Origin of the sequence: Mycobacterium sp. (assembly GCF_035697385.1) — a bacterium.
GTDB lineage: Bacteria > Actinomycetota > Actinomycetes > Mycobacteriales > Mycobacteriaceae > Mycobacterium.
In genome coordinates this window covers 1-4,137 of record NZ_DASSCY010000240.1, presented here as the reverse complement: position 1 = coordinate 4,137, position 4,137 = coordinate 1, and the positions used below count along the sequence as shown (strand labels likewise).

Genomic DNA, 4,137 nt, shown 5'->3' with positions numbered 1-4,137 from the left:
GGAGGAAATTTCATTCCCGCCGTTCGATCAGCAGCATCTGGACAACTCGCTGAAGCATCTGGCTGAGCTGGCCGAGCGCACCTCGTGACTGAGGAACGCATATCCGCAACGTGTACCGTCAAAGCGCCTGCTCAGGTCGTTTTCGACGTGCTGGCCGACCCGTCGACACATCCCGCGATCGACGGCACGGGCTGGGTACGCGAGCCTGTCGACAGCAAGCGCCTGACGGAGACGGGTCAGATTTTCCGGGTGGCGATGTACCACGACAACCACCCCAACAAGGACTACGAGATGGCGAACCGGGTCGAGGTGTTCGACCGACCACGCGCCATCGCGTGGCAGCCAGGAGCGGAAGCCCGGCACATCCCTGGTCGCGATGGTCCTGACGACGGCGCTATCGAATACGGCGGGTGGGTCTGGCGCTACGACCTCAAACCGGTCGGCGCCGACCAGACCGAGGTCACGCTGACCTACGACTGGTCGCGAGTGCCGCCGCACAATCGCGACATCGAATTCCCGCCGTTCGCCCCCCAGCACCTGGACGACTCGCTGAGAAATCTTGCAGAAATCGCAGGTCAGACACTGCCTGACAGTGACGGCGGCTGATTGAAGAAGTCGTGCGCCTCCTGGCCGATGGCAAGGCCCAGGGGCACGCCGCCGACATTCTGCGCGGCGTTGCTCGGGAGGCCGTCGAAGCGCCAGTGCACGCCGAGATAGATCCGGCTCACCGCGTTCTCCCACACCGGCTCGGCGAAGTTCTTGAACGTGACCGGCACCCGCGTCCGGACCGAACCATCGGGGTCGCTCGAGACGCCGTCGAGTTCGTCGGAGATGAAGGTGAATGTCTCCGACGTGATCGGATCGGAATTTCCGGTCTCGACGTCGAGCACATCCTGAACCGTGATCGGTTCGGGAGCGGTGCTCAGGCCCAGCCTCAATGCCTGCATCAGCGCCGCGCCAAACGTCGCGTGCCCAGATGGATAAGCGGGGAACGGCGGGGTCTTCGTGCCGCGCGCGGCATTGGTCTGGGGCGCGCCGAGCGGTGCCCAGAACGGGTCGCCATCGGGAGCGTTCTCCTGGCGGATGCCGACCACAGGACGCCACAGGTCGTTGTCGTACTTGTAATGCCAGGCGTCGATGCCCGCGTCCGCCATGGCGACGTTCACGACCGCGAACAATTCGGCCAACTGTGCTGTGTTGAGCGAGGGCGTGTGGTTCTGCGCGATGAGGCGTGCGATCTGGTTGTAAAGGCGTGGGGGCACGCCGAGTTTGTTCGCGCCGTCATAACCCCAATAGACACCGATCCGCTCCTGCTCGGCGGTGCGGTCTCCGCGGGTAGCCGCGCCGTACTCGCGCACTTCTTCGAAATCGGCGCGATAGTTCGCATCGTCTAGATAGTTGGCCTGATCCTTGCCCGGGAACGGGTCGAGCTTCTGACGCTCAGTGCCGGTGAAGCGCTTTACATTGCCCCACACCGGCCCCACCTGCGGCTGACCCGGTGCGTATGGATCGGCGCGGTGCTGGCCGTACCCCGGGGATGGGGCCTGAGCCCCGAAGATCGTGTCCGTGGACCCGTCGTTGTCGCGATGTGCCAGGAGCGCCTCGGCGACCGTCACGCCGTGGTTGAAGGCGGCGGTGTTCACCGTGCCGAGCGCGCCGTTGAAGAAAAGTGCCTCGTCGAAAAACGCGGTGTAGTCGGGATAGAGCGCTTTCAGCGTCGTCACCGCTGCGCCGGCGATGAGGTCGGCGACTGGCTGACCGGTCAGATTCGGGATGCCGTGCGCCACGCTTTTCTTGTTGAGATAGGCGGCCTGCGGCCGGTTGCGGAAGGCGACCGCGTCATGGATAGCGAGATGGACTATCGCCATCGCTCGGGAGGTCCGGATGGGTCCAGGCTGCTGGTTATTCGGATAGCCGGTCGTGAAATCCCGCCGCGAGGCTTCGAGAAGGATGGAATTCCAGTAAAGGACGCTATTCATTTCGCGCTCCTGCACAGACAGTCGGTTGGGACGCAGGCAGATTAAGTTCGCGCAGAATTGGAAAGCGTGAGTAATCAACTACTCGATTTCGCTCGAGGGTTGACCCTCTTTCCGAGTAGTCCTAGGCCTGCAGTGTGCGGACGGCCTCGATGCGGGCCTTGAGCTGATCCGTCGTCGCGGCCGCAATCGGCGGCCCGCCGCAGAGCCGGCGCAGTTCGTTGTGGATCCAGCCGTGTGGCTTTCCCGTCCGGTGATGCGCGATCGACACGAGCGTGTTCAGCTCGCGGCGGAGTTCCCGCAGCTGTCCGTATTGCGAGGACCGCGAAGGACTCGCCGTGCTCGATTCGATGTCGCCGACTGCGCGGCTCCGACGGTCAAGTTGCTCTTCTTGCCTGCGCCGCAACAGGTCTCGCATCTGACCCGCATCGAGCAGGCCGGGGATGCCGAGGTAGTCGGCCTCCTCCTCGCTGCCTGCCGGCGTCGCGGTGCCGAACGAGGAGCCGTCGAAGATGACCTGGTCCAGCTCGGCGTCAGCACCCAGCGACTCGAAGCCGTTATCCAATTCACTGGGCTCAGACTTGCGGCGCTCGACGTATTCTTCGTCGCCCTCGGACTCCCTGTGCGGCTTGCCGAGCACGTGATTGCGCTGAGCTTCCATCTCGCTGGCCAGCATCAGCAGGTTGGGCACCGACGGCAGGAAGATGCTCGCCGTTTCACCGGGGCGCCGTGACCTAACGAAGCGGCCGATGGCCTGGGCGAAGAACAGCGGCGTCGACGCGCTGGTGGCGTACACGCCAACGGACAGCCGCGGCACATCGACGCCTTCGGACACCATGCGCACCGCGACCAGCCAGCGGCTGGTGCTGGCCGAGTACTGGCTGATGCGTTCGGACGATCCGGGATCGTCGGAGAGCACGACCGTCGGCGCCTCCCCGGTTAGCTTGGTGAGCAGCTCGGCGTAGGCGCGGGCGGACGTTTGATCGGAGGCGATGATCATGCCGCCTGCATCGGGCACATGCTGGCGCTTCTGCTGTAGCCGGGTGTCGGCGGCCGCGATGACCGCAGGCATCCACTCGCCGGCCGGGTTCAGCGCGGTGCGCCAGGCGCGGGCGGTCTGTTCGGCAGTGAGCGGCTCGCCAAGGCGCGCTGCGTGCTCCTCGCCTGCGCTGTCGCGCCACCGCGCCTCCCCGGAGTACGCCAGGAACACCACCGGCCGGACGACGCCGTCGCGCAGCGCGTCGGTGTAGCCGTAGACATGGTCGGCCTGCGAACGCAGCATGCCTTCGCCGTCCGGCTCGTAGTTGACGAACGGGATCGGGCTGTCGTCGCTGCGAAACGGCGTGCCTGTCAGCGCCAGCCGTCGGGTCGCGTCACCGAAGGCCTCGCGGATGGCCTCGCCCCAGCTTTTCGCGTCGCCGCCGTGGTGGATCTCGTCGAAGATGACGAGCGTGCGATGGTTCTCGGTACGCACCCGGTGTCGCGTCGGGTGGCTGGCCACCTGTGCATAGGTGACGACGACGCCGTGATACTCCGACGACGTCTGCGCTGACGAGTTGGAGAACTTCGGGTCAAGCGCGATCCCGACACCCGCGGCGGCAAGCGCCCACTGGATCTTGAGGTGTTCGGTCGGCACGACGACGGTGATCCGCTCGACAACGCCTTCGGCCAGCAGCTCGCCGGCGACGCGCAGGGCAAACGCCGTCTTGCCTGAACCCGGGGTTGCGACGGCGAGGAAGTCGCGCGGTTGCGCGGCAAGATACCGCACCAATGCCCGACGCTGCCAGCTTCGCAAAGCCTGGGTGTCGGGCGCTGTATAAGCCCGCACCCAAAGACTCCTCACTGATCGAGGAGCAGCCTAGCGCAAGGGATTACGGCGGCGCATCTCTCGGCGTGTCGACGGTTGGCGTGTCATTCGATGAAGAAGTTGTCGTTCTTGATGAACCATTGCCGACGTTCCTCGTCGGTCATGTCGCCCAGCTGGGCCATGCCCTCGAAGTAGTGCTCGCGCGGCGCGCCCGGAGCAAACAGCATCAAGATCGACGTAGGCTCGTCGGCCTCGTTGCGGAAGCCATGAATGCCGCCGGGTGGCACGTAGAGGAAGTCGTTCGGGTGCCCGTCGATCCAGTCGTTGCCGTCGTACAGCCTGACCGTTCCCGAC

Annotated in this window: 4 protein-coding genes; 1 reads left to right on the top strand and 3 read right to left on the bottom strand. The window is 65.2% G+C overall.

The window, feature by feature from the left end; translation table 11 throughout:
* Positions 1-84 precede the first annotated feature (84 nt).
* Positions 85-606 (top strand): polyketide cyclase, encoded by a 522-nt coding sequence (locus tag VFH65_RS20205; RefSeq protein ID WP_353323826.1) that lies wholly within the window; start codon positions 85-87, stop codon positions 604-606.
* Here the strand turns inward: VFH65_RS20205 and VFH65_RS20200 are convergent.
* The 3 genes from VFH65_RS20200 to VFH65_RS20190 all read right to left on the bottom strand — a co-directional run.
* Positions 576-1,979 (bottom strand): vanadium-dependent haloperoxidase, encoded by a 1,404-nt coding sequence (locus VFH65_RS20200; protein WP_353323825.1) that lies wholly within the window; start codon positions 1,977-1,979, stop codon positions 576-578. The two genes, VFH65_RS20205 and VFH65_RS20200, sit on opposite strands and share 31 nt — an antisense overlap.
* A gap of 121 nt (positions 1,980-2,100) precedes the next feature.
* Positions 2,101-3,804 carry a DEAD/DEAH box helicase gene (locus VFH65_RS20195; protein WP_353323824.1) on the bottom strand — a complete coding sequence of 568 codons (1,704 nt, stop codon included), beginning with the start codon at positions 3,802-3,804 and terminating at the stop codon, positions 2,101-2,103.
* 83 nt (positions 3,805-3,887) lie between these two features.
* Positions 3,888-4,137: cupin domain-containing protein (locus VFH65_RS20190; RefSeq protein WP_353323823.1), on the bottom strand; the 250-nt coding region annotated here is incomplete at its 5' end.